Origin of the sequence: Burkholderia sp. Ax-1719 (genome assembly GCF_011753055.1) — a bacterium.
Classification (GTDB): domain Bacteria; phylum Pseudomonadota; class Gammaproteobacteria; order Burkholderiales; family Burkholderiaceae; genus Paraburkholderia.
This window is the reverse complement of sequence record NZ_VWWJ01000003.1, coordinates 330,401-356,001: the sequence shown is the minus strand read 5'-3', so window position 1 is coordinate 356,001 and position 25,601 is coordinate 330,401. Positions and strand designations below refer to the sequence as shown.

General features: G+C 64.6%; 18 protein-coding genes, 1 pseudogene and 1 riboswitch. Of the genes and pseudogenes, 9 read left to right on the top strand and 10 right to left on the bottom strand.

Features of this window, described 5'->3' with window-relative positions; translation table 11 throughout:
- Window positions 1-28 precede the first annotated feature (28 nt).
- From xylB to F3J17_RS09010, 5 genes are all read left to right on the top strand, one after another.
- The gene (gene xylB, locus F3J17_RS09030) at window positions 29-1,519 is read left to right on the top strand and encodes a xylulokinase (RefSeq protein WP_167056338.1); all 1,491 of its coding nucleotides are present in this window, start codon (window positions 29-31) and stop codon (window positions 1,517-1,519) included.
- 217 nt (window positions 1,520-1,736) lie between these two features.
- Complete coding sequence (gene xylF, locus F3J17_RS09025; RefSeq protein WP_167056336.1) at window positions 1,737-2,765, top strand: D-xylose ABC transporter substrate-binding protein; 1,029 nt, start codon at window positions 1,737-1,739, stop codon at window positions 2,763-2,765.
- 85 nt (window positions 2,766-2,850) lie between these two features.
- Window positions 2,851-4,404, top strand: a complete 1,554-nt coding sequence (gene xylG, locus F3J17_RS09020) for a D-xylose ABC transporter ATP-binding protein (protein WP_167056333.1) — start codon at window positions 2,851-2,853, stop codon at window positions 4,402-4,404.
- A complete protein-coding gene (locus F3J17_RS09015) occupies window positions 4,401-5,600 on the top strand; it encodes a sugar ABC transporter permease (RefSeq protein ID WP_167056330.1) in 1,200 nt (399 codons plus the stop codon). The genes xylG and F3J17_RS09015 overlap by 4 nt, the downstream gene beginning before the upstream one ends.
- 441 nt (window positions 5,601-6,041) lie before the next feature.
- A complete protein-coding gene (locus F3J17_RS09010; protein WP_167056328.1) occupies window positions 6,042-8,906 on the top strand; it encodes an AAA family ATPase in 2,865 nt (954 codons plus the stop codon).
- 64 nt (window positions 8,907-8,970) lie between these two features.
- Here F3J17_RS09010 and F3J17_RS09005 read toward each other — a convergent pair whose 3' ends face one another.
- Both F3J17_RS09005 and F3J17_RS09000 read right to left on the bottom strand, forming a co-directional pair.
- A complete protein-coding gene (locus F3J17_RS09005) occupies window positions 8,971-11,241 on the bottom strand; it encodes an ATP-dependent DNA helicase (RefSeq protein ID WP_167056325.1) in 2,271 nt (756 codons plus the stop codon).
- Window positions 11,239-12,983, bottom strand: a pseudogene (locus F3J17_RS09000) (VRR-NUC domain-containing protein); the annotation flags it as partial. The gene F3J17_RS09005 and the pseudogene F3J17_RS09000, both read right to left, overlap by 3 nt.
- A 168-nt stretch (window positions 12,984-13,151) precedes the next feature.
- Between F3J17_RS09000 and F3J17_RS08995 the strand changes: the two are divergent.
- A complete protein-coding gene (locus F3J17_RS08995) occupies window positions 13,152-13,742 on the top strand; it encodes a hypothetical protein (protein WP_240160883.1) in 591 nt (196 codons plus the stop codon).
- A gap of 6 nt (window positions 13,743-13,748) precedes the next feature.
- Here F3J17_RS08995 and F3J17_RS08990 read toward each other — a convergent pair whose 3' ends face one another.
- The gene (locus tag F3J17_RS08990; protein WP_167056317.1) at window positions 13,749-15,047 is read right to left on the bottom strand and encodes a DUF3443 domain-containing protein; all 1,299 of its coding nucleotides are present in this window, start codon (window positions 15,045-15,047) and stop codon (window positions 13,749-13,751) included.
- A complete protein-coding gene (locus F3J17_RS08985; RefSeq protein ID WP_240160869.1) occupies window positions 15,044-15,568 on the bottom strand; it encodes a DUF2844 domain-containing protein in 525 nt (174 codons plus the stop codon). The genes F3J17_RS08990 and F3J17_RS08985 overlap by 4 nt, the downstream gene beginning before the upstream one ends.
- Before the next feature lie 401 nt (window positions 15,569-15,969).
- On the opposite strand from F3J17_RS08985, the gene bamC reads away from it, so the two are divergent.
- Window positions 15,970-17,229 carry an outer membrane protein assembly factor BamC gene (gene bamC / locus F3J17_RS08980; RefSeq protein WP_167056314.1) on the top strand — a complete coding sequence of 420 codons (1,260 nt, stop codon included), beginning with the start codon at window positions 15,970-15,972 and terminating at the stop codon, window positions 17,227-17,229.
- Window positions 17,230-17,315: 86 nt separating this feature from the next.
- On the opposite strand, the gene F3J17_RS08975 is transcribed toward bamC, so the two are convergent.
- From F3J17_RS08975 to F3J17_RS08955, 5 genes are all read right to left on the bottom strand, one after another.
- Window positions 17,316-18,917 carry an L-lactate permease gene (locus tag F3J17_RS08975; protein ID WP_167056312.1) on the bottom strand — a complete coding sequence of 534 codons (1,602 nt, stop codon included), beginning with the start codon at window positions 18,915-18,917 and terminating at the stop codon, window positions 17,316-17,318.
- A gap of 308 nt (window positions 18,918-19,225) precedes the next feature.
- On the bottom strand, window positions 19,226-19,771 hold the full coding sequence (locus tag F3J17_RS08970; protein WP_240160868.1) for a hypothetical protein: 546 nt from the start codon (window positions 19,769-19,771) through the stop codon (window positions 19,226-19,228).
- A gap of 270 nt (window positions 19,772-20,041) precedes the next feature.
- Window positions 20,042-20,263 carry a glycine zipper 2TM domain-containing protein gene (locus tag F3J17_RS08965; RefSeq protein ID WP_167056310.1) on the bottom strand — a complete coding sequence of 74 codons (222 nt, stop codon included), beginning with the start codon at window positions 20,261-20,263 and terminating at the stop codon, window positions 20,042-20,044.
- 250 nt (window positions 20,264-20,513) lie between these two features.
- Window positions 20,514-22,445, bottom strand: coding sequence for a phosphomethylpyrimidine synthase ThiC (gene thiC, locus F3J17_RS08960; protein ID WP_167056307.1), 1,932 nt, complete (start codon window positions 22,443-22,445; stop codon window positions 20,514-20,516).
- Between the two features lie 108 nt (window positions 22,446-22,553).
- Window positions 22,554-22,693: riboswitch (TPP riboswitch) on the bottom strand.
- A gap of 192 nt (window positions 22,694-22,885) precedes the next feature.
- Window positions 22,886-23,293: a GreA/GreB family elongation factor gene (locus F3J17_RS08955; protein WP_167056304.1), complete on the bottom strand. Its 408-nt coding sequence runs from the start codon at window positions 23,291-23,293 to the stop codon at window positions 22,886-22,888.
- A gap of 665 nt (window positions 23,294-23,958) precedes the next feature.
- Between F3J17_RS08955 and F3J17_RS08950 the strand changes: the two genes are divergently transcribed.
- A complete protein-coding gene (locus F3J17_RS08950) occupies window positions 23,959-24,942 on the top strand; it encodes an EamA family transporter (RefSeq protein ID WP_167056302.1) in 984 nt (327 codons plus the stop codon).
- Window positions 24,943-25,101: 159 nt separating this feature from the next.
- On the opposite strand, the gene F3J17_RS08945 is transcribed toward F3J17_RS08950, so the two are convergent.
- Window positions 25,102-25,239: an entericidin A/B family lipoprotein gene (locus tag F3J17_RS08945; RefSeq protein WP_027815039.1), complete on the bottom strand. Its 138-nt coding sequence runs from the start codon at window positions 25,237-25,239 to the stop codon at window positions 25,102-25,104.
- Window positions 25,240-25,415: 176 nt separating this feature from the next.
- Here F3J17_RS08945 and F3J17_RS08940 point away from each other — a divergent pair, with 176 nt between their 5' ends.
- Window positions 25,416-25,577 carry a DUF1328 family protein gene (locus F3J17_RS08940; RefSeq protein ID WP_103704055.1) on the top strand — a complete coding sequence of 54 codons (162 nt, stop codon included), beginning with the start codon at window positions 25,416-25,418 and terminating at the stop codon, window positions 25,575-25,577.
- Window positions 25,578-25,601 lie beyond the last annotated feature (24 nt).

Sequence of the window (25,601 nt, the reverse complement as noted above, 5' to 3'; positions counted from 1 at the left end):
GCGGCAGCAAGAAAAAGAGGATGGAGACATGTTTATCGGTATCGACCTCGGCACGTCGGGCGTGAAGGCGGTGCTGCTCGACCGCGCGGGCGACGTGCTCGGCAGTGCGAGCGCGCCGCTCGCGGCGAGCCGCCCGCAGCCGCGCTGGTCGGAGCAGAATCCGCAGGACTGGTGGCGCGCCACGCAGCGCGCGCTGCACGACCTGCTGGAGACCGTGCGTCGTAACGGCATCGACACAAACGGCATTGAAGCGCTCGGCCTCACCGGGCAGATGCATGGCGCGACGCTGCTCGACGCGCAGGGTGAAGTGTTGCGTCCCGCGATTCTCTGGAACGACGGTCGTTCGGACGCCGAATGTATCGAGCTGGAGCGCGCCGCGCCAGAATTGCATGCGCTGGCGGGCAACCTTGCGATGCCGGGTTTTACCGCGCCCAAGCTGCTGTGGGTGAAGAAGCACGAGCCGGAGGTCTTCTCGCGCATCGCGCACGTGCTGCTGCCGAAAGACTATCTGCGCTGGCTGCTCACCGGCGTGTTCGCGACCGATCCCTCGGACGCGGCGGGCACGCTCTGGCTCGACGTCGCCAGACGAGACTATAGCGACGCGCTGCTATCCGTCTGCGGACTCACGCGTGCGCAGATGCCGGAAGTCTTCGAAGGCAACCAGGTCACCGGCAAGTTGAGCGCTGGAATAGCGCGCGAATTCGGCCTGCGTGAAATTCCCGTGGTGGCGGGCGGCGGCGACAACGCGGCTGGTGCGGTGGGCGTGGGCATCGTCAAACCGGGCGACGCGATGCTGTCGCTGGGCACCTCGGGCGTCTATTTCGCGGTGTCGGACGGCTTCCTCGCCAATCCCGACTCCGCCGTGCATAGTTTTTGTCACGCGCTGCCGCACACCTGGCATTTGATGTCGGTGATGCTCAACGCTGCCAGTTGTCTCGACTTCACCGCGCAATTGACGGGCTACGAAAACGTGGCCGCCTTGCTTGCCGATGCGCAGGCCCATACGCATGTCGATCTCGATGCGCGTCGCCCCTGGTTTCTCCCCTATCTCAGCGGAGAGCGCACGCCGCACAACAACGTCAACGCCAAGGGCGTGTTCTACGGCATGACGCCGCAAACCTCGCGCGCCGATCTTGCCAATGCGACGCTCGAAGGTGTGGGTTTCGCGCTGCTCGACGGCATGGACGCGCTGCACGCGGCGGGTCTCGTGCCCGAAACGATCACGGTGATCGGCGGCGGCTCGCGCAGCGCTTACTGGACGCAGATGCTCGCCGATATCAGCGGGAGGCCGCTCACGCTGCGAGCGGGCGGTGAAGTGGGGCCGGCGCTGGGCGCGGCGCGCCTCGCGCAACTGGCTGTCGAGCCTGGCGCGACGCTCGAATCGGTGTGCCCGCAACCCCCTGTGCTGGCCGTACGCGAACCCGATGCCGCACGTCACGCGTGGTATCGCGAAGCCCGCCGCCCAATCTTTGGAGCGCTTTATCGCGCGCTGCAACCGGTATTCGGCGAAAGCGCCTGAATAACGGCTGAATCGCAAGACCCGTAATACCGCAGTCCAAAGCCGTACCGCACACGACGCCGCGCCGCCACGTCTTTGCTGGCGCGCGTGGGCACGTGCGCGCCGCATTACCGCACCACCGCGTACTACCGAAATTCGCAATGCCATTCAATAACGCAACGACGCGCTGCTGCCGCGCTTCGCCCGGCTAGCGCGCGATAACACGAGGAGTGGAGACATGAAGTTCGCCAAACGTCGTTCGGTTCTGGGTTCGCTGGTTTGCGGCGCCGTGCTCGCCAGCCTGTCGCTGGCCGCGCCGCTCGCGCATGCAAGCAAGGACCATCCGGAAATCGGCTTCTGCATCGACGATCTGCGCGTGGAGCGCTGGTCGCGCGATCGCGATTACTTTGTCGCCGCCGCCGAGAAAATGGGCGCGAAGGTCTCGGTGCAATCGGCCGACGCCAGCGAAGAGCGGCAGATTTCGCAGATCGAAAACCTCATTTCGCGCGGCGTCGACGTGATCGTGATCGTGCCGTTCAATTCGAAAACGCTGGGCAACGTGGTGGCGGAAGCGAAGAAGGCGGGCATCAAGGTGGTCTCCTACGACCGCCTGATTCTGGATGCCGATGTCGATGCCTACATCTCCTTCGACAACGAAAAGGTGGGCGAACTGCAGGCGCAGGGCGTGTTCAATGCGCAGCCGAAGGGCAACTACTTCCTGCTGGGCGGTGCGCCGACGGACAACAACGCCAAGATGCTACGTGAAGGACAACTGAAGGTTCTAAAGCCCGCCATCGATCGCGGCGACATCAAGGTGGTGGGCCAGCAGTGGGTGCCGGAGTGGAGCGCATCCACGGCGCTGCGCATCACGGAAGACGCGCTCACGGCGAACAACAACAAGATCGACGCGATCGTGGCTTCGAACGACGGCACGGCAGGCGGCGCGATCCAGGCGCTGGCCGCGCAGCATCTCGCGGGCAAGGTGCCGGTTTCGGGCCAGGACGCCGATCTCGCGGCGGTCAAGCGCGTGATGGCCGGCACGCAGACCATGACGGTCTACAAGCCGCTCAAGCTGATCGCGGGCGAAGCGGCCAAACTCGCCGTCGATCTCGCGAAGGGGCAGAAGCCGTCGTATAACGCGCAGTACGACAACGGCAAGAAGAAGGTCGACACCGTGCTGTTGCAGCCGACGCTGCTCACGAAGAGCAACGCGGATATCGTCGTCAAGGACGGCTTCTATACGCAGGCTCAGCTCGCCAGCCAGTAATCCCGGCACGGCAAGTCCAGCAATCCGGCGGCCCGCGCGCGAAACCTGCTTCGTGCGCGGGCCTTCAACGCGGGCAAACAAGCGTATGACCGAACCCTTGCTGACGATGCGCGGCATCGTCAAATCCTTCGCGGGCGTAAAAGCGCTCGACGGCATCGATCTCACCGTGCGGCCCGGCGAATGCGTGGGCCTGTGCGGCGAGAACGGCGCGGGCAAATCCACGCTGATGAAGGTGCTTTCGGGCGTCTATCCGCACGGCACCTGGAGCGGCGAAATCCGCTGGGAAGGCGCGCCGCTCGAAGCGCACAGCGTGCGCGATACGGAGCGCGCCGGCATCGTCATCATCCATCAGGAATTGATGCTGGTGCCCGAGCTTTCGGTAGCGGAGAACATTTTTCTCGGCAACGAAATCACTTTGCCGGGCGGCCGCATGAATTACGCGGCGATGTATCAGCGCGCCGACGAACTGCTGTGCGAACTGAACATCGACGCGATCAACGTCGCGCAGCCGGTGATGAACTACGGCGGCGGCCACCAGCAACTCATCGAGATCGCCAAGGCGCTGAACAAGCGCGCGAAGCTGCTGATCCTCGATGAACCGTCTTCGTCGTTGACGGCGGCGGAAACGAAAATCCTGCTCGACATCGTGCGCGACCTGAAACGGCGCGGCGTGGCGTGCGTCTACATTTCGCACAAGCTCGACGAAGTCGAAGCCGTGTGCGATACGGTCAGCGTGATCCGCGATGGCCGTCATGTGGCGACCGAGCCGATGGCGTCGCTCAGCACCGACCGCATCATCGCCATGATGGTGGGGCGCGAGATCAAGAACCTCTTTCCGCGCGAGCCGCACGAAATCGGCGAAGTGGTGTTCGAGGCGCGTAACGTGACCTGCTACGACGTGACGAATCCGCGTCGCAAGCGCGTGAACGACGTGTCGTTTGCAGTCAGGCGCGGCGAGATTCTCGGCGTGGCGGGACTGGTGGGCGCGGGGCGCACGGAAACCATGCAGGCGATTTTCGGCGCGTACGACGGCAACTGCACGGCGAGTGTGCTGCTCGAAGGCAAGCCGCTCAAGATTCGCGCGCCGCTTGATGCGATCCGCGCCGGTATCGCGATGGTGCCCGAGGATCGCAAGCGCCACGGCATCGTGCCGCAACTGGGCGTGGGCCACAACATCACGCTGTCGGTGCTGGAACGTTTTGCGAAACATGGCCGCATCGATGCCGCTGCGGAACTCGACACGATCCGCACGGAAATGCAGCGTCTTTCCGTGCGCGCGGCCAATCCCATGCTGTCCATCGCGAGCCTTTCCGGCGGCAATCAGCAGAAGGCCGTGCTGACCAAGATGCTCCTGACCGAGCCGAAAGTGCTGATCCTCGACGAACCCACTCGTGGCGTCGATGTCGGCGCGAAATACGAAATCTACAAGCTCGTGTTCCAGCTCGCCAAACGCGGTGTGGCGATCGTCATGGTGTCGTCCGAATTACCGGAAGTGCTGGGCATCAGCGATCGCGTGCTGGTGATTGGCGAAGGCGAAGTGCGCGGCGATTTCGTCAACGACGGCCTGACGCAGGAACACATTCTTGGCGCCGCGATCCAGAACGCGCGCGCTCAAACTCTTTCAGCGAGTGCAGCATGACCCCCGACGTCACGACTCAAGGCGCGCGCGAAGACCAGCTGGCCGGCCGAAACGGCTTCGGCAGGCGTTTCCAGCAACTGTTCGCGCGCTACAAGATTCTTGCCCTGTTGCTGGCCGTGGCCGCCATCTGGGTGTTCTTCTCGGTGCTCACGCACGGCGCGTTCGTCACGCCGCGCAACGTCTCGAACCTGCTGCGGCAGATGTCGATTACCGGCATGCTGGCGTGCGGGATGGTGTTCGTCATCATCGCGGGCGAGATCGACCTTTCGGTTGGCTCGCTGCTGGGTTTGCTCGGCGGCGTCGCAGCGATTCTCGACGTCAACCGACATTGGCCGATCGGCGTGACGGTGCCGGTGGTGCTCGCGCTCGGGGTGCTGGTGGGACTATTCAACGGCTGGTGGTCCACCTACCGGCGCGTGCCGTCGTTCATCGTAGGGCTGGGCGGCATGCTGGCGTTTCGCGGGGTGCTGCTCGGCATCACGGGCGGATCGACGATTGCCCCTGTTTCGGATTCCTTTGTATTTATCGGTCAGGGCTATCTGCCGCGTATCGCGGGCGACGTGCTGGCCTTCGCGCTGTTCGTGCTGCTCGCCGTGCTGACAGTACGCCAGCGCGCGAATCGTCGCCGCTATCAGTTGAGCGTGGTGCCGCTCTGGCAGGACGGGGTGAAGATCGTCGGCGCGGGCGCGATCGTACTGGCCTTTGTGCTGATGCTCGACAGCTACGGCGGCATTCCCGTGCCGGTGCTGTTGCTGCTAGCGTTGCTCGGCATCTTCACGTGGATTGCCACGCAAACCGTATTTGGCCGCCGCATTTACGCGGTCGGCTCCAACCTCGAAGCCACGCGTCTTTCGGGCGTCAACACCAACCGCGTGAAGCTGGCGATTTTCGCGCTGATGGGCCTGATGTGCGCGGTCGCGGGCATGGTCAACACTGCGCGGCTCGCGGCGGGATCGCCCTCGGCGGGGACGATGGGCGAACTCGATGCGATCGCGGCGTGCTTTATCGGCGGCACGTCGATGCGCGGCGGTTCGGGCACCGTGTATGGCGCGCTGATCGGCGCGCTCGTGATGGCAAGCCTCGACAACGGCATGTCGATGCTCGATGTCGACGCCTACTGGCAGATGATCGTGAAGGGCGGCATCCTGGTGCTCGCCGTGTGGGTCGACGTGGTGTCGGGTTCGAACCGGCGCTGAAGATAGCAAACCTCGCGACTTTCATCTGATGTAGTCGCCTGTGCAATCCGGGTTGTTCTCCTCGCGCGCGGGCTCGCGCGCACTTCGGGCGGGATGCTCATCCCGCCCGTTTTCTTCTCGCGCTTCACGAACGAAAACGCCGCGCTGTGCGCACAAATTGTGCCTTGCACGTTCGGTACGCGACGTTCCGATTCCTGCCACAATCGATTCGTCGTGTGCCACCGGCGCATGTTTTACATCATGCCGCCGCAGCCACTACCGCCCGCCGCGGCGTCGCACGTTTCGCGCAATCCGCGTAGTCGTTTCGATCAGTATCGATGAGCCGGTACCGGCTTCCATCTGTGCGACGCGCTGCCGCCTGTCACATTTCCGACGCATCCCGCGATGCGCCGTGCCGTCTCGCACGCCGCGAAACGGCGCCGAACTGGAGACGAGTCGACCATGCCTACTCTCTGCGAGATCTGCAATACGCGGCCCGCCGTCGCGCGCGTGACCGTGGTGCAAAACGGCCAGCGCAAATCGATGTCGATCTGCGACTACGACTACCGGCAATTGATGCGCCATCAGAGCATGATGAATCCGTTCGATTCGTTGCTGGGCGGCGGCGGTCTGTCGCGCTTCTTCGGCGGCGATCACGAACACGCTCACGGCGATGACGACGATGACGATGACATGAGCTTCGCCGCCGAAGTCCCGCGCGAATCGGTCGACGCCACCGACGCATTCAGCGAACAGACGCTGGAAATCCTGCAGCGCGCCGCAGAAAAGGCGCACGAACTGCAGCGCACCGAACTCGATACGGAACATCTGCTTTACGTGCTGGCCGACACCGACGTTTGCGCGGCGCTGCTCAAGGAACTGAAGCTGTCGCCGCAGGACATCAAGGCGTATATCGATCAGCACGCGCAAAAGGGCAAAGCGGAGCCCGACGCGCCCATCGACAAGATGACGATATCGCCGCGGCTGAAGAAGGCGTTCCAGTTCGCGTTTCAGGCGTCGCGCGATCTGGGCCACTCTTACGTTGGCCCCGAGCATTTGCTGATTGGCCTTGCCTCGGTGCCGGACAGCATCGCGGGCACGCTGCTGAAGAAATACGGTGTGACGCCCGAGGCGTTGCGCCAGAAGGTCGTGAAAGTGGTGGGCAAGGGCGCGGAAGATGGGCGGGTGGATGCGCCCACGAACACGCCCACGCTCGACAAGTTTGGCCGCGATCTCACGGCCATGGCGCGTCAGGGCAAGCTCGACCCGGTGCTGGGCCGCGCGCAGGAAATCGAAAGCACGATTGAAGTGCTGGCGCGTCGCAAGAAGAACAATCCGGTGCTGATCGGCGAGCCGGGTGTGGGCAAGACCGCCATCGTCGAAGGCCTGGCGCAGCGCATCGTCAATGGCGATGTGCCGGAAGTGCTGCGCGGCAAGCGGCTCGTGGAAGTGAATATCAATTCGATGGTGGCGGGCGCGAAGTATCGCGGCGAATTCGAAGAGCGCGCCAAGCAGTTGATCGACGAAGTGACGGCCAAACACGACGAGCTGATTCTCTTTATCGACGAGTTGCACACGATCGTGGGCGCGGGGCAGGGCGGCGGCGAGGGCGGACTCGACATCGCCAATGTGCTCAAGCCGGCGCTTGCGCGTGGCGAACTGAGCCTGATCGGCGCGACCACGCTTAATGAGTATCAGAAGTACATCGAGAAAGACGCCGCGCTCGAACGGCGCTTCCAGCCCGTGCTGGTGCCGGAGCCGACGGTCGAGCAAACCATCGTGATCCTGCGCGGCCTGCGCGACAAGCTGGAAGCGCACCATCAGGTCACGTTCGCCGACGATGCCTTCGTGGCCGCCGCGGAGCTATCGGACCGCTATATCACTTCGCGTTTCCTGCCCGACAAGGCGATCGATCTGATCGACCAGGCGGCTGCCCGCGTGCGCATCGGCGCGACCTCGCGACCGGCCGATATTCAGGAGCTCGAAGCGGAAATCGCGCAACTCAAGCGCGAGCAGGATTACGCGTCCTCGCGCAAGCGCTATGACGAGGCCAAGAATTTCGAAGAACGCATCAAGGACAAACAGGCGAAGCTCGAAGAACTCACGGAAGCCTGGCAGCGCAAGACCGGTTCGGAGACGCTGGAAGTGACGGTCGCGTCGATTGCCGAAGTGGTCTCGCGGCTCACCGGCATTCCGGTCGCCGACCTCACACAGGAAGAACGCCAGAAGCTGCTCAAGATGGAAGACAAGCTGCGCGAGCGCGTGGTGGGGCAGAGCGACGCCGTGGTGGCCGTGAGCGACGCCGTGCGGCTGTCGCGCGCGGGTCTGGGTCAGGAGCATCGGCCGATTGCGACCTTCCTGTTTCTCGGGCCGACGGGCGTGGGCAAGACCGAACTTGCGAAGGCGCTTGCGGAAACCGTTTTCGGCGACGAGCAGGCCATTATCCGCATCGATATGAGCGAGTATATGGAGCGCCATGCGGTCGCGCGCTTGATTGGCGCGCCGCCGGGATACGTGGGTTATGACGAAGGCGGCCAATTGACCGAGCGCGTGCGGCGTCGCCCGTACAGCGTGATCCTGCTCGACGAAATCGAGAAGGCGCATCCGGACGTCTATAACGTGCTGCTGCAGGTATTCGACGACGGGCGGCTCACGGACGGCAAGGGCCGCGTAGTCGATTTCAGCAACACGATCATCATCGCGACCAGCAATCTGGGCGCGTCGATCATCATGGAGAACCTGGAGCAGCCCGAAGACAAGCGCAAGAGCGACAAGGAAGTGCGCGGGGAACTGATGAAGGTGCTCAAGGGGCATTTCCGGCCCGAGTTCCTTAATCGCATCGACGAAATCATCGTGTTCCATGCGCTGTCGAAGGACAACATCCGCAATATCGTGCAGATCCAGCTCGACCGCGTGACGCGTACTGCGGCGGCGCAAGGCATCACGCTCAAGATGAGCGATGCGCTGGTCGAACATCTGGTCGAAGCCGGTTATCAGCCGGAATTCGGCGCACGCGAATTGAAGCGGCAGATTCGCCAGGAAGTGGAGACGCGGCTCGCCAAGGAGATTCTGGGCGATGCGCTGCAAACGGGCGATACGGTGGAGATCGGCTACGACAAGGCCAACGACGAAGTGACCATCGACAAGACCGCCGTGCCTGCCGATATTCCGGAGGCGAAGTCTGCGAAGAAAGGTAAAAGCGCGAAGCCCGACGTGAAGGAGATCGCGCCGGAAATCGCCGCTGACGATCTCGAAGGCGATCCGCCGCCACCGCCGCCTGCATCGAAGAAGAATGGCAAGGGTGGGGGCAAGTCGAAGTCGGCGTGATAGAGGAAGCTAGACGGAGCGCGATTGATATGGAATCCGTATCAATCGTGCTTTAAATCGCGCTTCACGAAACGTCCCACCACGTAGGCAGCAAGGCGCGCACGTCAGGCCGCGCGAAACGGTCGTCGAGCAGATGCACCACGCCGTTATCCGCCTCGCTGCGTATCACGCGGCCCGCCGCTTGTACGACCTTGCGCAGGCCAGGAATCAGATAGGTGTAGTCAAAACCCGCGCCATACAGCGTTTGCATGCGCTCGCGCATCGCTTCGTTGACGGGATTCACCTGCGGCATGCCCAGCGTCGCGATAAACGTGCCGATCAGGCGCGTGCCCGGCAGGTCGATGCCTTCGCCAAACGCGCCGCCAAGCACCGCAAAGCCGATCCCGCTGCCGCCTTCCACGAAACGCGCCACGAAGCCTTGTTGCTGCGCTTCGTCCATCGTGCGCGACTGCATCCAGGTGTCGATGTGCGGATGGCGCGCGACGAATACATCGGCGGCCTGCTGGAGATAGTCGTAGCTGCTGAAGAAGCACAGATAGTTGCCGGGCCGCTCCGCGTACTGGCGCGCCACACGCTCGACGAGCGTATCGAGCGAGCGCGCGCGATCCTTGTAGCGCGTCGAGATATCGCGCGCGATCTGCACGTCGAGCTGCTCGGCGCGAAATGGCGTGCCGATTTCCACCTGCACGGTGTTGGCGGGCAGTCCGAGCATATCGGCGTAATAGTGGGCGGGCGCGAGCGTGGCTGAAAAGAGCGTCACGCTGTGCGCGGCAGCTACGCGCGGGCGCAGGGCGTTGGCGGGCACGAGATTGCGGATGCACAGCGTCGAGCGGGTGCGTTTCGCCTGGGTGCCGGCGATAGGGGTGACGTCGAACATCGACTGCTCGTCAAAGCGTTCGGCAAGCCGCACGAAATGCAGCGCGTCGAAATAAAAGCGTTCGAGTTCGGCGTCGCGCACGAGCGCGGGTTCGGCCAGTTGATCGCCGATGGCGGCAATCACGTCGCCGAGCGCGGGCACCAGTCCATCGGGCAACGCGTCGCTCGCACGCCATGCGTTGGGCGACAGCGCGTTCTGCGCATTCCATTGGCGGGCGAGACGCGTGAGGGCGCGTTTGACCGGCGCGCTGGCGGCGCGGCGCACGGCGTCCACGCGCGTCTGCACCAGTTCGGCGGAATACATCGCGCGGGCGCGCTCCGGCAGATTGTGCGCCTCGTCGACAAGCAGGCTCATGCGCCATTGATTGTGTGCGCCGAGCATGAACAGCATGGCGCTCACGTCGAAATAATAGTTGTAGTCGCCGACGATCACGTCGCTCCAGCGCGCCAGTTCCTGGCCGAGGTAGTACGGGCAGACGGCGTGCTCGCTGGCGACCTCGCGCAAGGTCTCGCGCTTGAGATTGACGCGCGCGAGCGCGGCGGCGCGTGCGGCGGGCAGCCGGTCGTAGAAGCCGCGCGCGAGCGGGCACGACTGGCCGTGACAGGCGAGCTCCGGATGCTCGCAGGCCTTGTCGCGCGCCACGAGTTCGAGCACGCGCAAGGGAAGCACTGCGTTGTCCTTCGCATGCGCATCGGCGAGCGTATCGAGGGCATCGAGCGCGAGTTGCCGCCCTGGGCTTTTCGCGCTGAGAAACAGTACCTTGTCGATGCTGCCGCGCGCGCAGGCCTTTAACTGCGGGAACAGCGTGCCGATGGTTTTGCCGATGCCGGTGGGCGCTTGCGCCAGCAGGCAGCGGCCCTGGGTGGCGGCGCGCCAGACTGCTTCGGCGAGATCGCGCTGGCCCTGGCGGAACGTCGCGTGCGGCAGGCGCAATTCCCCGAGCGCCGCATCGCGCGCCGTGCGGTGGGCGCTTTCCTGTTCGGCCCAGGCGACGAAGCGCGTGCATTGCGCTTCGAACCCGGCGCGCAGTTGCTGGGCGCTGGCGTGTTCGACGAGCGCGGTTTCGCGGCCCGTTGCGATCTCGTAGTACACCAGCGCGAGTTCGAGGGCGTCGAGGCCAAGCTGCTCGCACATCAGTGCGCCGTAGACGCGCAGTTGCGCCCAGTGCAGCGCGCGCTGGTTTTCGCGCATGGCGTCGAGATCGCCGCGATAGGTCTTGAATTCCTCCAGGCGCTGACGGGCGGGATCGTAGCCGTCGGCGCGACCGCGGACCGTGAGCGCGCCGAACGTGCCGCTCAGCGCGATTTCCGTTTCATAGCCGGCGGGACGACGCGCGGCGATGGCGGCGTGTCCCGCGCGGCCTTCGCTCGCATCGGGTGAGGGCGTGAAACGCAGATCGAGGTCGCCGCGTTTGGCGGTGAACTCGCAGAGCGTGCGCACGGCGACGGTGTACGTCATGGCGTCGCTGCCAGTTGCGCGTGTTCGAGCGTTTCCCAACGCGCCTGCAACACCGTCACTGGCATGCCGTGCGCGGCGCAGTAGGCGAGCCAGCGGCGCTGGTTGTCCTGCAACCGGTCGCCGGGGCCTTTCACTTCGAGCAGTTCGTAGCGGCGCTCGCGCGGCCAGAAGCGCACGAGGTCGGGCAGGCCCGAGCGGTTTGCGGCCGGTTCGCGCAGCAGACGCTCGAACCACAGCCGCAGGTGCGCGGCGGGAAAGCAGTCGAGCGCCAGCGCCAGCAAGGTTTCGTCGAGTGCGCCCCACGCGACGAAGGGCGACTGCGTGCCGTATTTATCGGCGAAACGCTGCTCGATGGTGGCGCGATACGTGCCGCTGTCGAGTTCGGCGAGGCAGGCGGCGAACAGCGCATCGCGACGCGTGACGAAATCGGCGGCGTGCAGATCGGCTGGGCCGCGCTGGAACGGGTGGAAGAACGCGCCGGGCAGCGGCGCAAACAGCGCCGGCCAGCACAACAGCCCGAAGAGGCCGGTTATCAGCGTGTTTTCGACGTAGAACACGGGCGCTTCAGCGCTGGCGAGCGCGAGCCGCGACGCTTCTTCCACGCGCAGATGGGCGTGGGCTGCGGGCAGCGTGAGTTCGATCAGCGCGTGGGTTGCGGTGGTGTCGGCGGATTGCGACTTCGCCCGTTGGCGCGTCAGGCGGCCGAGCGTGCGCGCGGCGCGCTGGGCTTCTTCTTCGTTGATGGGCGCGGCGACGATCGTCAGGGCGAGGGCGCAGGCGTCGTCCCGCCGACCCAGTTGCTCCAGTACGCGCACGCGGCGATAGCGCGATTCGGGGTGGCCGCTGTCCAGATACGCGCGCAGCGCGAGCGCGGCGTCGCCCAGCCGTTCGGCCGCCTGGCCTGCCGCGTGGCGCACGCGGTCATGACGCGCGCGCAGCCAGGCGTTGGGATGGGTGTGCGCAGCGAGGGCGTCGAGCACATCGAGCGCGGCGGCAAGGACCCCGGCATGCTGATCCTCGGGCGCGAGGTCGAAGGCTTCGCGGCAATCGCGCAAAGCCAGATAGGCATCGATATCGGCGCGCTGCTGGAAGGCGCGTGAAGCACCGTCGAGCGGAACCGGCTCGTAGCGGTAGACGCCCAGATCGGCCAGCACGAATTCGCTCCAGTCCTGCCGCAGGTTGCCGAAGAACATCAGGCGCAACCGTTCGCACAAGGGCGCTGCGGCGGAGAAGTCGAACACGGTGTCCGCCGAGTGCGGAAACCACTTCTCCCATTCGCGCGCGCACGGGGCGGCTGCATCCAGTGCGTCGAACATCGCCGCGCGCGTGGCGGTGCGCAGGTTGAGCGCATGGAGCGCGTCCCATTGCGCTGTTCTTTCGTGCGCCCCGGCCACGAGTCGTGTGGCGAGCGTCTGCAATTCGGGCCGCGTGACGAGCGCGGCGAGTTCGTCGAATGCGAGCACCGGCGCGCCTTCGAGCCAGCCCGCCTCGATCAATGGCGAGGCCGCCGCGCGCGGGCAGCCGATTTCAGCGTAGTCGAGCTTGCTGGCGCGAAACTGCGGCCCCTTGCGCATCAGCATCCGCACGAACAGCGCCCGGGAGGCGCGCGGCAGTGCGCCGAAGCCGCGCGCGAAGCGTTGCTCGGCGGCGTCGAACAGGTCGGCGCAGCGCGCGTCGAGCCAGCCGAGCGCGCGCTCGAAATTCGCCAGGTAATAGAACGGATCGGGGGAGTCGGGGAGCACGCGCGGCACTGTACGGATATACAGCGGCGATGATAGCAGGCGCGCGCGCCGGGCTGCCCGGCAATCCAGCGGGAACCGGGCTGAGCCGGCCCGTAAGCTACAATTGCCGCAGCCTGAAAACCTAAGTGCGCGCCACGCGCGACTACAGCAGATACAGCGACAAGAGCGATGAAGAAACGGAATGCCTGTCTTGTCGGCCTCGCGGCCGGCGTCACCCTGCTCGCGGGCTGCGTTGCGCAGTACCAGAACCCCAGCGCCTGCGAACAGGAGATGCGCGCACGGCTCGCCCATGCTTCGCTGGGCGATCTTTCGGTGACGCATACGGCGGTGGCGTATCGCGGCCAGCGCGTCGTGATCGAAGGGCAACTCGAACGCGGCATGGTGCCGGTCGAGAGCGCGCCGGCTTCCGGCGTCGCTGCGGCGTCGTCCGCATCGGCTGCGACGGCGGCTTCACCGGCATCGCCGGCATCCAGCGCGGGCGCGAAGCAGCACGCCACGTTTGCCGCGGGTGCATCGGGTGCATCGGCCGCATCTGCCGTTAGCGTGACAACGGCGGCTTCCGCGCCGCAGGCGAACGAGCCCAAGCCCACCACGCCGATCGCGATCCTCGCCGCCAGGCTCGGCCTGCATAAGGCGCCGCCGCCGCAAACTGCGGCCGAATGTACCTACGATCGCACCGGCGCGCTGACGTCTTTCCACTGGCTCGCGCCCGCGGCGTTGGCGAAAACCACGCCCGCCTCGGACGCTCAAGCCGAGTAAATCCGCTCAGAACGCGTAGTACGGCCCCGCGCCCGCGGGCGTCGTCTGCGCCTGGATCGCGGTGTACACGCGCCGTCCGAAAAAGAATGGCAGCCCCCAGCCGAACGCGCTGCCGTTATAGCCCGCGAGATCGTTGAACGCCCAGTTGCCGGTGGCAAAGAGCGACGTTGCGTTCGCCACCGACAAGGACGTGCTCGCCGAGACCCCATCCACGCCCTTGAGCGTCGCCCCGAGACTTTGCGGGGAACCCGGACAGAACCACACGCCGCAGCGCGTGAGCGTCGAATTGGCGAAGAAAAAGCCGTTCGAGCCGCTGTCGATATAGCTCTGCGAATAGACCGTGCCGTCCGAGGTGGTGGTCGACACAAAACCCGTCACCGAATTGCCGCGCAGCACGGTCGCGCTGCCCAGCCCATTGTTGGCCTGCGAGCCGATGCCGAAGATCAGCGAGCCGCTCACGTTGCTCTCGCCCGTGCTGCCGATGGCGGGCAGGTCGATCACGACGCCGTTGTTATCGGTGGCAAACGCCGCCACCGGATTGCTGATCTGCTGCGCGAGCGGCTGGGTGCTGGGCGTGCAGTTGCCCGATGGGCACGCGTAGTACCACGAACTGTTCGGGCCGTTCACGCAGGCCGCGCCGCAATCGGCGCTGAACGGTCCCACGCCGAGAATGCCGTTCGAGCGTAGCGCTGTGCCGTTCAGCATGGCGAGGCCAAAGCTCTTGCAGGCGCTCGGCGTGGTCGGCACCGATGGGTCGGCGATCAGCTGGATCGGCAGGGCAGCGGCGACTTCGCCCGCGAGTTTGACGTCCGCGCTGCGCACCGCGCCCCATGTGTAGCCAGAGCCGAAGGCGGCGCACGAGCCGGCCGGGTCGCTGCCGCCGCCCGCCGCGACGGCCGGCAGCGCGAACCCCGCGGGCAACGCCGAGGCCAGCAGGCGCAAGCCCTGCGAACCGGTGTCGACCTGCACGTTGTCGACGGTCGCGCAGGTGCTCGTGCCGGGCACGCAGACCGTGACGCTCGCCACCAGCATATTGCGGGTCGATGTGGGCGTCGAAGCGACCGTGACCGGCAGCACATTCGGCGTGGTGGACTGGGCCACGGTGCCGGTGGTCGCGGTCGTCGACGATGGCGCGGAACTGGTCGATCCGCTGCCGTTGCTAGCGCCGGATGCCGAAGGCGCGCTGGCAGCCGGGGTGCTGGCGGGCGTCGCCGCGCCGGATGCCGATCCGCCGCCGCTGCCGCCACCGCACGCCGACAGCGTCCACGCCAGTACGCCCGCGAGCAGCGCAAGGCGCGCGCTCATCGCAGGTCTCCTTCGGTGATGCCGGCGGGCAGGGCGTCGGGCAGCCACGCCCGGCCGATATAGCTGCCCATCAGGCCGCCGGATTCGACGATCACGCTCTGCGTGTCGACGCGTGCGGCGTGCAGGCCGTCGCGTCCGGCGACGTGGAGCGCGAGCGCGCCGCTCTGGTAGTCGTCGGCGTAACGGCCGAGCAAGGTGTAGAGATTCGGCGCCGACGGACCTTGCCAGGTGTACGCAAAGACCCGGCCGTTTGCAGTGGCGACGTATTCGCGCAGGCGCGTGCCGCCTTCGTCGACGGACTGCGTCACACGCACTGCGCCGCCGCTCAGCAGATACTGCGCGGCGCCCGCGCTGCTGGCGTTATTCACGGGCGTGGTCGCTGTCACTCCCTTGGCCGACGCAACCGCGGCGCCGATATCGCCGAGCGCCCCAAAGGCGGGCATCGCCGCAGAGGCAAAAGCCGAAGCGAGGCAGGCGAGGGCCGCGGCGCGGCCCGCCTGTTTGAGGCTGCTAGTTGTCATGACGCTCTCCGTGCGACGTTTTTCGAATTTTTATTTCGAATTTTTCGGAAAAATTAGCACCGGGTCGCCTTGGCAAGTCACGCGTGACAGAAATGACGTCTCGAACAAATTCGCGCACGCCGCCTGTGTTTCGCCAAGTTATTGATCTGAAATAGGATTTGTCCGATGGAAGCCGCTTTTGGAGCGTCTTTAGAATGTTGATGAACGTTACGCGGCGGCTTTCCATTCGCGCCTGGCGTGGCTTCGCGAGCGCGCCGCGTGTGCCGGCTCCTTACCTCGGCAACACACGGAAACGCTTCACCTAACCCCGGTTTTTGCACACAGCGCCCTCTCGCCGGTAAAATGGCTGGTTGATCCACGCACACACTGGCCGTGGCCGTAGCCGAAGGGATTACCCGAACATGAGTGATTTTCATCAACGTCTTGCCGCACGCGCGATTGCGCTCCTGATGGCGGGCGGGCTGGTCGCCGGCTGCAGTTCGCCGACGCCGGGCAAGATCGATTACCGTAGCGACGCAAAGGCGAAACAGTCCTCGCTGGCCGTTCCGCCGAACATGCTCGACGAAACCGCCGATCAGCGCTCGCTGCCCCCGCAAGGCGGCGAAACCTCGCTGTCCGCGCTCAAGCAGGTGCAGGCTGCCGCGCCGGCCGCCGACGAAAACAGCGAAGTGCTGCCGCAGGTGCCGGGCATGCATATCCAGCGTGACGGTACGGAAAGCTGGCTTGTCATCGACAGCCGCACGCCCGCCGACGTCTGGGCGCAGGTTCGTCGCTTCTGGCAGGAGCAAGGCTTCCTGCTGGTGGTCGATCAGCGCGACAAGGGCCTGATGGAAACCGACTGGAACGAAACCCATCCGAAGATCAACGACGGCCTGATCCGCAATACGCTGTCGTGGGCCACGGGCAATTCCTACGTGACGGCGGAGCGCAACAAGTACCGTACGCGCCTGGAAACCTCGCCTTCCGGCGGCACGTACGTGTTCATCAGCCAGAAGGGCCTGAGCGAACAGCTCTCGGGCACCAACAACGAAACCAGCAAGTGGGTGCCCAAGCCCAACGATCCGGCGCTCGAACAGGAATACCTCAAGCGCCTGATGGTGACGCTCGCGCGCGCCAAGCCGGGCGTGCCTGACGCACAGGTGGCGGCGCAAGCCGACGCCAAGGCCGACGCCAGCGCGAAGGGCGCCAGCGCTACTTCGTCGAAGCCGGATGCGGCAGCGGCGGCTATCGCGGCGCAGAACGCGGCAGCTGTGGGCCAGAGCGCTGCGGCGACGGGTTCGTCCAAGGGTGCGGCGGCTGGCGGGGCATCGGGTCAGTACACCTCGACCGAACTGACGCTGGGCGAGCCGTATGACCGCGCATGGCTGCGAGTGGGCCTCGCGCTCGACCGTGCCAACTTCACGGTGGACGACCGCGATCGCTCGAAGGGCATTTACTACGTGCGCTACGTCGATCCGCAGGACATGACCTCGGCTGAGCAGGGCTTCTGGAACCAGATCTTCCACGGTCGCAAGGAAAAGGTCGCGAAGCAGTACAAGGTCAACGTGCGCGCCGTCACCGAAAACCAGACCCGCGTTGCGGTGGTGGACGACAGCGGCCAGATCGATTCCTCGCGTCCCGCACGCGAAATCATGGGCCTCGTGGTCGAAGAACTGCACTAAGTTCTCCGACGAGCGATACCCCCAGTAAAAAACCCGCCTGGCGCTAGCCGGCGGGTTTTTTCTTTATGGCGCTACAAAGTGGGCGCTCAGTGTGGCGGAATCATCCACGTCAGCACGTTCTGCTGCAGCCACACCAGAATACCGAGCAGCACCGTCATCAGGATCGAATGCTTAAAGGTGCGCGCGAAGACGTGGCCCTCCTGGCCTTTGAGTTCGGTGGTCGCCACGCCCGTCGCGATGTTCTGCGGCGAAATCATTTTGCCCATCACGCCGCCCGACGAGTTGGTGGCCGCCATCAGCACGGGGTTCAGGTTGAGTTGCTGCGCGGCCACGACCTGCAGATTGCCGAACAGTGCGTTGCCCGAGGTATCGCTGCCGGAGAGGAACACGGCAACCCAGCCGAGGAACGCCGACACCAGCGGGAACAATGCGCCCACCGAGGCCACGCCCAGCCCCAGCGTGTAGGTCAGTCCCGAATAGTTCATGAGAAACGCGAGCCCGACGATGGTCGCCACGGTCAGGATGGCGATGCGCGTCTGCACCCACGTATCGACGACCGCGCCGCCGAAATCGGCGGCCTTCAGACGCACGACGAAGGCCGTGATGATGGCCGCGACCAGAATCGCCGTGCCGGTTGCGAGCGGCTGGAAGTCCCACACCGCACCATAGGGCGCCTTGTAGAGCGTGATGAATACGGCCTTGTTCAAGCCGGGCCACGGCACCTTGATGTCGCCGATGGCGAACACCTTGGCGACGGTCCAGATGATCACGACCGCCGCGACGATGATCCACGGATACCAGCCCTGCGCGCCCGTCACGCTTCCGCGCACTTCCTTCGCGCGATCGACGTGGATCTCGAAGCGCGCATCGGGCGCGGGCTTCCAGACGCGCAGAAAGAGGATCGTGAGGATCAGCGAAACGAGAGAGGACAGCACGTCGGTGAGGCTGTAGTTGACGAAGTTCGCGGTGACGAACTGCGTGAGCGCGAAGCTGCCGCCTGACACCAGCAGCACTGGCCAGATGCGCAGCATGCCGCCCACGCCCGCATAGATCGCGATCACGTAGAACGGCAGCAGCAGGGCGAAGAACGGCAACTGGCGGCCGACCATCTGGCCGAGGACGTCGGCGGGCAGATGGGTGACCGCGCCGAGCACGGTGATCGGCACGCCCAGCGCGCCGAATGCCACCGGCGCGGTGTTGAAGATCAGCGTGAAGGTGAGCGCTTCGAGTGTCGGAAAGCCCAGCATGATGAGCAGCGAACTCGTGATGGCGATCGGCGTACCGAAGCCGGAGATGCCTTCGAACAGCGCGCCGAATGAAAAGCCCACGACGACCAGCACGATGCGCCGGTCGTTAGGCAGATTGTCGAGCAGCCACATGCGGAACGCCGCGAAGCGGCCCGAACGCAGCGCGATGTTGTAGAGCAGGATGGCCGTGACGACGATCCACATCACCGGCCAGAGCGCGAAGACCACGCCGTTGAGCACCGCGCTGATCGCCAGATTGACCGGAAACTGCCAGCCCGCGATCGCGACTATCAGGCCTACGACCAGCCCCGCGAGCGACGCCTGCCACGCGGGCCGGCGCGCCCAGCCCAACATGAGAAGCACCACGACGATCGGCAGGACAGCGACGAGAAAAGACAGAAGCAGCGAATTGCCGATAGGGGTTAACAGCTGATGGAACATGGCGTCTCCTTTCTGCTGGTTCGTATCGGCGCGCTTGTGTGCGCGGGCGCAAGGCGCAGACGCGCGTGGCGGGCCGGGCAGGGCGCGGCGATGCAGGCGGTGAAACGAGCGTTAATACGAGCGTTAAAACGAGCGTTAAAGCAGGCAGCGCGCTGGTCGGCACACAGGCCAGGACACAACGCGCAGAGGAGGGCTTATTCAGTAAGGCAGTGTTTCAATCCCCGATGCCCACTTGCAGCATAGAAAATGGTGCGCAAGCGTCAAGCAGGGAAAGTACGGTCGTGCGGGCGCAACGGCGTCAGGAAGAACTATCGGTGCCAGTGGCCACCATAGCCACCATAGCCGCCGTAGCCGTGACCCCAGTAGCCGCCGTGGCCCCAATAGCCTCCCCGTCCCCAGTACCCGCCGCCCCAGAAACCGACGCTAAGCGAGACGGCTGGCGCACCCCAGCCCCAGCCCGAATAGCCGTAGTACGCGGGATAGGTTGCCGGATACGCGTAGTAACCGGGCCAGCCGTAATAAGCGGGGTAGGCCGGCACCGCGACAGCAACAGGCGGCGAGGGGTAAAGCGGCCCGGGGTACTGCGCGTCGGCGACGGCGGCGGGCGCGGGGTTCGGACGCTGGCTTGGCGGGTTCGTATAGGTCGTCGTTGTTGAACCTGCAACGGCTACTGCGCTTTCCTGTTGCGTAGTGGTAGCGGGCACAGTCGCGTAATAGTACGGCGGGTACGGCGAATAACCGTAAGGGGTGTAGTAATAGCAGCCGCCAAGCGCGAGCAGCGCGCCGGCTGCACCTGCCGATGCCGCCCAACGAAACGGACGGCGCAGTGCATCGATGGGGAACGGGGATTTCATGGCAACTCCAGGCGGACTATTCAGGCTATCACGCCACGCCGGTTTCGCCATGGTACGCCCACATGAAAACGCGGCGCATGCTCTCGCAAGAGCATGCGCCGCGTTTTTTCGTTTCCTCTCTGACGCCGGCGCGAACGCCGGTTTGCCTGCTGTTTCGTGCGCTTTCGGCTTGTTACTGCTTGTTCCGGTTAGCGGCTTTCTCTCGACAAGAATGGCATCAGTTGAGCAGAGCGGCGCGTTGCAAAACGTTACGCGGAGCAGCGAGCGTTTTTACTTGCCAACCTGATTGCCGATGATGCCGCCAACGGCTGCGCCGCCGACGGTCGAGAGCGCGCTGCCGCCGATCACGGCACCGGCTGCGCCGCCGACACCCGCGCCGATGGCGGTGTCGCGATCGCGTCGGGACATGTTGTCGCAAGCCGACAGGCTGCCGAGCACGGCAACCAGCGCAGTCACGGTAAGCAGGGTACGGGCATGAGCGAGCGATTTCATTTTCGACTCCAGCTAGAAAGGTATGCAGTGCAGAACAAGACGCATAAATCAGGCCCGGTCCGCACCTCCAGTACACCTATGCTAGCCACCCGTTCCGTATCCGGGTGTGTGCGCTTGTCAGCGAGTTGTGGGAGTCGTTAGAAAATGTTTCGGCGGATTTGTGCTGCGATATCGCAGTCTGTCGCTGCGCCGCACGGATGCGATGGCATCGTGCAGCGCAGCGAAACAGCCGCGCTGCTCTCAGTGCCGCTTACTGACGTTGATAAATTTCCGCGCCTTGCTTGATGAACTCGACGGCCTTCACTTCCATGCCTTTCTTCAGGGCTTCGTCGTCGCTCACGCCTTGCTTCGCTGCGAACTCGCGCACGTCCTGCGTGATCTTCATCGAGCAGAAGTGCGGGCCGCACATCGAGCAGAAGTGCGCCACTTTCGCCGAATCCTTGGGCAGCGTTTCGTCGTGGAACTCGCGCGCCTTGTCCGGGTCGAGACCGATGTTGAACTGGTCTTCCCAGCGGAACTCGAAACGCGCCTTCGACAAGGCGTTATCACGCACCTGCGCGCCCGGATGACCCTTGGCCAGATCGGCCGCGTGCGCCGCGAGCTTGTACGTGATGATGCCTTCCTTCACGTCGTCCTTGTTAGGCAGGCCCAGATGCTCCTTCGGCGTGACGTAGCAGAGCATCGCGGTGCCGAACCAGCCGATCATCGCCGCGCCGATACCCGAGGTGATGTGATCGTAGCCCGGCGCGATATCGGTCGTCAGCGGCCCGAGCGTGTAGAACGGCGCTTCGTCGCACCATTCCAGCTGCAGGTCCATGTTTTCCTTGATGAGCTGCATCGGCACGTGGCCGGGGCCTTCGATCATCACCTGCACGTCGTGCTTCCACGCGATCTGCGTCAGCTCGCCCAGCGTCTTCAGTTCGCCGAGCTGCGCTTCGTCGTTGGCGTCGTAAATCGAGCCGGGGCGCAGGCCGTCGCCGAGCGAAAAGCTCACGTCGTATTCCTTCATGATTTCGCAGATATCTTCGAAATGCTCGTAAATGAAGGACTCCTTGTGATGCGCGAGGCACCACTTGGCCATGATCGAGCCGCCGCGCGAGACGATGCCCGTCATGCGGTTGGCGGTCAGCGGCACGTATTGCAGACGCACGCCCGCATGGATCGTGAAGTAATCGACGCCTTGTTCGGCCTGCTCGATCAGCGTGTCGCGGAAAATTTCCCAGGTGAGGTCTTCCGCCTTGCCGTTGACCTTTTCGAGCGCCTGGTAAATCGGCACCGTGCCGATCGGCACCGGCGAATTGCGGATGATCCACTCGCGCGTTTCGTGGATGTGCTTGCCGGTCGACAGATCCATGACCGTGTCGCCGCCCCAGCGGATCGCCCACGTCATCTTGTCGACTTCCTCGCCGATCGACGAAGTGACCGCCGAATTGCCGATGTTCGCGTTGATCTTCACGAGGAAGTTGCGGCCGATGATCATCGGCTCGCTTTCCGGGTGGTTGATGTTCGCGGGGATGATGGCGCGGCCGCGGGCGATTTCCTCGCGCACGAATTCAGGCGTGATTTCCTTGAGCGCGTCCTTGCCAAAAGCGGCGGCGCCAAACGCCTGGCCCGGATGCTGGCGGCCCATCATGGCGGCGAGCTTCGCGCCGTTCGGGCCGCTGTTTTTCAGGCTGTCGAGGTATTCGGCGCGGCGCTGGTTTTCGCGGATCGCGATGTACTCCATCTCGGGCGTGATGATGCCCTGACGCGCGTAGTGCATCTGCGTGACGTTCTTGCCACTCTTCGCGCGGCGCGGCGTGCGATGCAGGCCGGGGAAACGCAGTTCGGCCGTGGCCGGATCGGCGGCGCGCTCGCGGCCGTAGTCCGAGGAGAGGCCCGGCAACGCTTCGGTGTCGTCGCGCTTTTCGATCCACGCCTGGCGCACGGCGGGCAGGCCGGCGCGGATGTCGATCTTCGCTTCAGGATCGGTGTACGGACCCGAGGTGTCGTAGACGTAGATCGGCGGATTCTTTTCGCCGCCAAAGCCCGTGGGCGTGTCTGCCTGCGTGATCTCGCGCATCGGTACGCGGATGTCGGGCTGCGAGCCGGTGACGTAGATCTTGCGGGAATTGGGCAGCGGCGCGATCGCGGCTTCGTCGACGTGCGCGTTGGCGGAAATGAACTTGGGATTGGCGTTCATGCGTCTCTCTCCAGGCAATGCAAAGTGGGAACAACGGCTTCGCAGGAGACGAGACGGAACGTGGACGGACCTCGCAATGAGGAGTGCTGCGGGTGATGCTGGGCAATGCAGCGAAGTCCGGACGCTTCCCTGCGCTGGCATTATCCAGATCAGGTTCAAAGGGTATTTCTCACCCGCGAAATACGCTGCCTGAACATTCGTGTGAAGAGTTCAAAGCGGCGCATGACGCAGGACCCCCGCGTAAGCAGGCCAAACGATACACCGCGCTGCGACACTCTGGCAAGTGCCTTTGCGCGGCGGATGTGGCAGGAAAAAGCGCCGGTCGCGCGCGCGACCCATATAGGAGCCCGCGCGCTTTTACGGCGAAAAATGTCGAAAAATTTTCGGGAAAAAGTTGTGCGAGGGGCGTGGCTGCGAGGCGAGATTCGCCTCGGCGGGCGTCAGAGCGCGAAGTCGTCGGCGGCTTCGGGCTGAAACAGGATGCGATCGATTTTGAGCGTTTCGATTTCGCCACTGGGCGGCGTAAAGCGCACTTTGTCGCCACGTTTCGCACCGAGCAGCGCCAGGCCCGCGGGCGAAAAAACGTTCAGGCGGCCTTCATCGACGCTCGCGTTGGCGGGATAAACGACCGTCCAGGTCACGGGTTCCCCGGTGCGCTCGCTCATGAGCGTGACCTGCGAATTCATGGTCACGACGTTGGCGGCGACTTTGCGCCCATCGACGATTTCGGCGCGTTCGAGCAGTTCGTCGAGCATCAGTTGGCGCGCGGGCGCCGCGCCCGGTTCGGCGGCGCATTTTTCGAGGCGAGCGAGGTCGAGCTCGGTCAGGTAGCGAATTTTTTTCGGCATGGGATTCTCCTTGCGATCCAGATAAACAAGGCCTGCGAAGGCCTTAAAAAAGGGGAGGGGATCGGCCCGGAGCCCGACTGAACGGCTCCGGAACAGGAGGGCGTTTCAGTGCGGACGCCGGGCTAAGGCGAGCGGGTTCGGCTGGCCGGCGAGGCGTCGCGGCGTGCACGCGCGCGCCATCGCCCCGCGCGCGAAGCGCGGGGCAAGGGAGGCAGCGGGCACGAGCAGCGGAAGCACGATGAAGTAATGAATTCGAAAGAATGTGCCATCCTAACACGGTCTCAATAAGCCCTCGGCAGGACAGATCGGCATGAGACAAAGCGTCAGGATTTTGTCTTGACGCGACACGCGCGCATCCGCGTTTTAGCGACCGTTGCGCGCACGCAGCGCGCCCACGCATAAAGCACGCTCGCGGCGTCCGTAACGAATCGCCTTGTTGCATAATGCGTGGCGCCCGCTTCGGGTATTTCGGGCAGCTTGCGAACCGCTTGCAAATTCATGCGCTGGCGTCTCGTGCGTTGCTCTGGTGCGCTTACTCTTGCGTTTCCTTCTCTGACCGCCTCCATCATGCCGTCGCGCTTCATCCGTCCCGTCCCCTGTCTGGCGGGGCGTTCGCGGTTTGCCTTCCCGTTCTCCTTCTGCTGCCACAACTTTCAGGTGGCGCAATGACGACTCCGCCCCGTTCTTCGCTCAGCCCCTATCTGCTTGGCCTGCTGCGCTCACTTGGCGCACTCGGCTCGCGATCCTGGCAGCTCGTGCGCGGCGTGCGACTGCCGCAGTCGCGAAGCGGGCGCGTCGCGCTATCGCTGGCGGTCGTCTACTTCGTGTGGGGATCGACCTATCTCGGCGTGCATGTGGCGCTGGAGTCGTTTCCGCCGTTGCTGCTCTCCGGGCTGCGCAACCTGCTCGCGGGCATCGGCCTGTTCGTGTTCGCGATGCGGCGGCGGCCCGTGATGCCGACGCTCACGCAGGTGCGCAATGCCGGTGTGGTCGGCACGATGCTCGTCGGGCTGTCGAGCGGCATGCTCGCCTATGGCATGCGCACGGTTGGAACCGGCACGGCTGCGGTGATGGTGGCGACCGTGCCGCTGTTCGCCACGCTGATCGCGGCGGCCGCCGGGCGGCGCATCGCAAAGGGCGAATGGGCAGCGGTTGGGCTTGGTCTGATCGGCATTGCGATTCTGAGCCATGGCGGCGGGGCGAGCGGCACCGCGGGCGGCTGTCTAGCGATCCTGGGCGGCGCGTTGTTCTGGGCGATCGGCGCACACCTGGCCGGGCGGCTCGAACTGCCGGCGGATCTCTTTATCGCGACCGCGCTGCAGATCGGGCTGGGCGGGGCGATATCGACGATGGTGGCGTGGATCACCGGCGAGCGCATGGGCACGATGCATTTTCTGCCGTTCGTGGCATTCGCGTATCTGATGTTGATTGGCACGATGGCCGCGTATGTGGCCTACGGCTATCTGATTCGTAACACCAGCCCGCTCGTGGCGAGTAGCTGCATGTATGTGAATCCGGTCGTGGCGGTGGCGCTAGGCGCGCTCACACTGGGCGAGCCGATCACGCAGGCGACGGTCATCGCGACCGTGCTGATTTTGGGCAGTGTCGGCCTGTCTTTTGTTTTCGACGACAGAAAGCGTGCGTCGTAACTAGAGCAAATCCTTTGGAACGCTGAGTTATTTTCCGCGCGTCATTCGCCATTCGCTAAAGCGATTTCACATCCTGTTTAACGCACTCCGACGCCGTCCGCCCTGCAAATCACAAAGGCGGCCGACGCCGGATGCGCAAAACCACGTCAACCAAACAGCTTATTTCGCTTGCTCAGCCGAGTTCGTGATGGCGTGACCGCCCGCGGACATATCCTGACCGGCGCCCGCAACAGTGTTGCAAGCGGCCAGACCCGCCGCCGACGCGGCAACGAGAAGCAAGGCAATCAGGCGTTTCATAGGGAATTCTCCACGTATAAGAGGGAAACCCTGCTACAGCACGTGGCGTGCCTGACCTCCGGCCACCCGCCGAAAAACATCTCAGGACCACCCTTTGCTCAAGGCATGGCGCATACGAAAGCGCGGGCACGTTCGATCACGTCGTCTGCGCACCGCCCACAAGGAGGAATGACGCCATGCTTCATTACGCAATCGTATTTTTTGTGATCGCCCTCATTGCCGCTGTGTTCGGCTTTACCGGGATCGCCGCAGGGGCGGCGGAAATCGCAAAAATCCTGTTCTATCTCTTCCTCGTGGTGTTCGTCGTCACCTTGCTGCTAGGCGTGCTGCGCGGATAGCCGCGGGCGCGTTCTGCCATTCTC

Coding starts and splice junctions, on each gene's coding strand:
- xylB (WP_167056338.1), top strand. CDS start 29: ATGTTTATCGGTATCGACCTCGGCACGTCGGGCGTGAAGGCGGTGCTG.
- xylF (WP_167056336.1), top strand. CDS start 1,737: ATGAAGTTCGCCAAACGTCGTTCGGTTCTGGGTTCGCTGGTTTGCGGC.
- xylG (WP_167056333.1), top strand. CDS start 2,851: ATGACCGAACCCTTGCTGACGATGCGCGGCATCGTCAAATCCTTCGCG.
- F3J17_RS09015 (WP_167056330.1), top strand. CDS start 4,401: ATGACCCCCGACGTCACGACTCAAGGCGCGCGCGAAGACCAGCTGGCC.
- F3J17_RS09010 (WP_167056328.1), top strand. CDS start 6,042: ATGCCTACTCTCTGCGAGATCTGCAATACGCGGCCCGCCGTCGCGCGC.
- F3J17_RS09005 (WP_167056325.1), bottom strand. CDS start 11,241: ATGACGTACACCGTCGCCGTGCGCACGCTCTGCGAGTTCACCGCCAAA.
- F3J17_RS08995 (WP_240160883.1), top strand. CDS start 13,152: ATGAAGAAACGGAATGCCTGTCTTGTCGGCCTCGCGGCCGGCGTCACC.
- F3J17_RS08990 (WP_167056317.1), bottom strand. CDS start 15,047: ATGAGCGCGCGCCTTGCGCTGCTCGCGGGCGTACTGGCGTGGACGCTG.
- F3J17_RS08985 (WP_240160869.1), bottom strand. CDS start 15,568: ATGACAACTAGCAGCCTCAAACAGGCGGGCCGCGCCGCGGCCCTCGCC.
- bamC (WP_167056314.1), top strand. CDS start 15,970: ATGAGTGATTTTCATCAACGTCTTGCCGCACGCGCGATTGCGCTCCTG.
- F3J17_RS08975 (WP_167056312.1), bottom strand. CDS start 18,917: ATGTTCCATCAGCTGTTAACCCCTATCGGCAATTCGCTGCTTCTGTCT.
- F3J17_RS08970 (WP_240160868.1), bottom strand. CDS start 19,771: ATGAAATCCCCGTTCCCCATCGATGCACTGCGCCGTCCGTTTCGTTGG.
- F3J17_RS08965 (WP_167056310.1), bottom strand. CDS start 20,263: ATGAAATCGCTCGCTCATGCCCGTACCCTGCTTACCGTGACTGCGCTG.
- thiC (WP_167056307.1), bottom strand. CDS start 22,445: ATGAACGCCAATCCCAAGTTCATTTCCGCCAACGCGCACGTCGACGAA.
- F3J17_RS08955 (WP_167056304.1), bottom strand. CDS start 23,293: ATGCCGAAAAAAATTCGCTACCTGACCGAGCTCGACCTCGCTCGCCTC.
- F3J17_RS08950 (WP_167056302.1), top strand. CDS start 23,959: ATGACGACTCCGCCCCGTTCTTCGCTCAGCCCCTATCTGCTTGGCCTG.
- F3J17_RS08945 (WP_027815039.1), bottom strand. CDS start 25,239: ATGAAACGCCTGATTGCCTTGCTTCTCGTTGCCGCGTCGGCGGCGGGT.
- F3J17_RS08940 (WP_103704055.1), top strand. CDS start 25,416: ATGCTTCATTACGCAATCGTATTTTTTGTGATCGCCCTCATTGCCGCT.